This window comes from Mycobacterium sp. (assembly GCF_049683355.1).
Classification (GTDB): domain Bacteria; phylum Actinomycetota; class Actinomycetes; order Mycobacteriales; family Mycobacteriaceae; genus Mycobacterium.
In genome coordinates, this window is sequence record NZ_JBAUJB010000148.1 from 1 (window position 1) to 1,784 (window position 1,784).

Here is a 1,784-nt window from a genome sequence, read left to right on the forward strand (position 1 = left end):
GGCTGCCCCACGAAGGCGCTGCGAGGAAGTTGGTTTCGGTTCGCTGGGCCCGGGCGAGATTAGTGGGCGTTGGACCAGTGAGGCTTCGCCTCTGACCGCCGAGTCTGGGGTCTTGTGGCGAGCGTGAGCTGCGGTCACGCTCAGGGTCATGGACAAGCCGGTGACTGTGAATGATGTGCTCGACGGTTATGTGGCGCTCGATCTGGAGTGCATGGATCGCATTTATCTGAACGGCTATGTGCCGAATCTGCAGGTGGGTGGTCAGGTGGTGTCGTTCATGACCGCGCATCTGGGTTATCCGATTCCGTCGCCGGCGATCATGGAGAAGATCGGCACCGGGTTCCGCAGGGCGGTGGACCGGTTCGCCGGCGACAACAAGATCCCGGTGGTGCGGTTCGGAAAGGACGACCGCAAGATCGATCGGATGCGGCCGTACCTGGCCCGACAGGCGGCAACCGGTCGGTCGGGGGTAGCCGCGATCGGGGTGGCGCAGGAGTTCGCGCCGGTGTTTGTGGCGACCAAACGCAGCGGACAGACCACGGGCGTGTGGTTCTCCTTCACCAAGGCCCAGCGCCGGGTCACCTGTTTTTACTTTTACCTCTGGGACGATGATTTCGGGCTGGCGTTTGTGAAGATCTGCGCCTACTTCCCGTATCCGATGAAGATCTGGGGCAATGGACATGAGTGGGCCAAACGGCAGGCCACCAAGGCCGGCATTGGGTTCACCGAGCTGTCCAACGGGTTCGCCACCTGTGACGATCCCGCCGCGTTGCAGGCGATCTGCGATCGGCTCGGCCCGGGAACGATCCAGGTGTTCGCCGAACGGTGGTGGTCGATCCTGCCGCTGCCGCTGACCGAGCATGACCGCGCCGCAGGGTATTGGTGGGAACTGTCGATGCGCCAAATCGAGACTTCACGCACCCTGGTGTTCGACGCACCCCGGCACGCTCGCGGGTTCTTCGAGGCCTTGGTCACCGACAACCTCGACATCGGCCGCCCGGAACTCATCGAGCGGATCTTCAAACGCGGCCAACGCCGCGGTCGACCGGCGGCCGGTCAATTCAAGACCAAGATCGTCACCTACGGCACCGAGGTCAACGTCAACGCTTTCTACCGGCACTCCCGCATCAAGCAGTATCTGAAGGATGGCCGCGCGCTGCGGATCGAGACCGTCATCAACGACCCCGGCGACCTGGGCTGTCTGCGGCGCCTGGCTCATCTCGATGAGCTGCAGACCCGCGCCCGGGCGGTCAACACCGCCCTGCTCGATACTGAACGTGTCGGTCAGGGCTGCGTCCTGGCGAGTCCAGCCGTTGAGCGGATCGCCCAGCCCACCCTCACCGAGGATGGCAGGAGGGCCCCGGCCTTGCGGTTCGGCGACCCTCGGGTCCAAGCCCTGGCGGGCGCCCTGCGCACCAGCGTGCTCGCCGTCACCGGCATCACCAACAAGAGCCTGCGCGCCTTGATGACCGGACTGCTGGGCGGTACGCCCTACACGATGAACCAGGCCAGCTACGACCTGGCTCGGCTGCGGACCAACGGCTTGATCACCCGGGTTCCGGGCAAGAATCGCTACCGCCTCACCAGCGCACGGACTGCGATTTGCGATCTTCTACACCAAAGTCCACGACCGGCTGCTACGACCGCTACTGGCCGCCGACCAGCCGCCAGCTCCACCACCGATACGAAAAGCGTTGCAGAACATCGATATTCACATCACCGAAACTATGGGCCAGGCGCGCATCCTGGCAAACGCAGCCTGAAAACTCAAGACAGCTCTTAAA

The 1,784-nt window shown here is 63.8% G+C and carries 1 protein-coding gene; it reads left to right on the forward strand.

The features are described from left to right. Window positions 1-160 precede the first annotated feature (160 nt). Window positions 161-1,783 carry a hypothetical protein gene (locus WA944_RS09250; RefSeq protein ID WP_526646793.1) on the forward strand — a complete coding sequence of 541 codons (1,623 nt, stop codon included), beginning with the start codon at window positions 161-163 and terminating at the stop codon, window positions 1,781-1,783. Window position 1,784 lies beyond the last annotated feature (1 nt).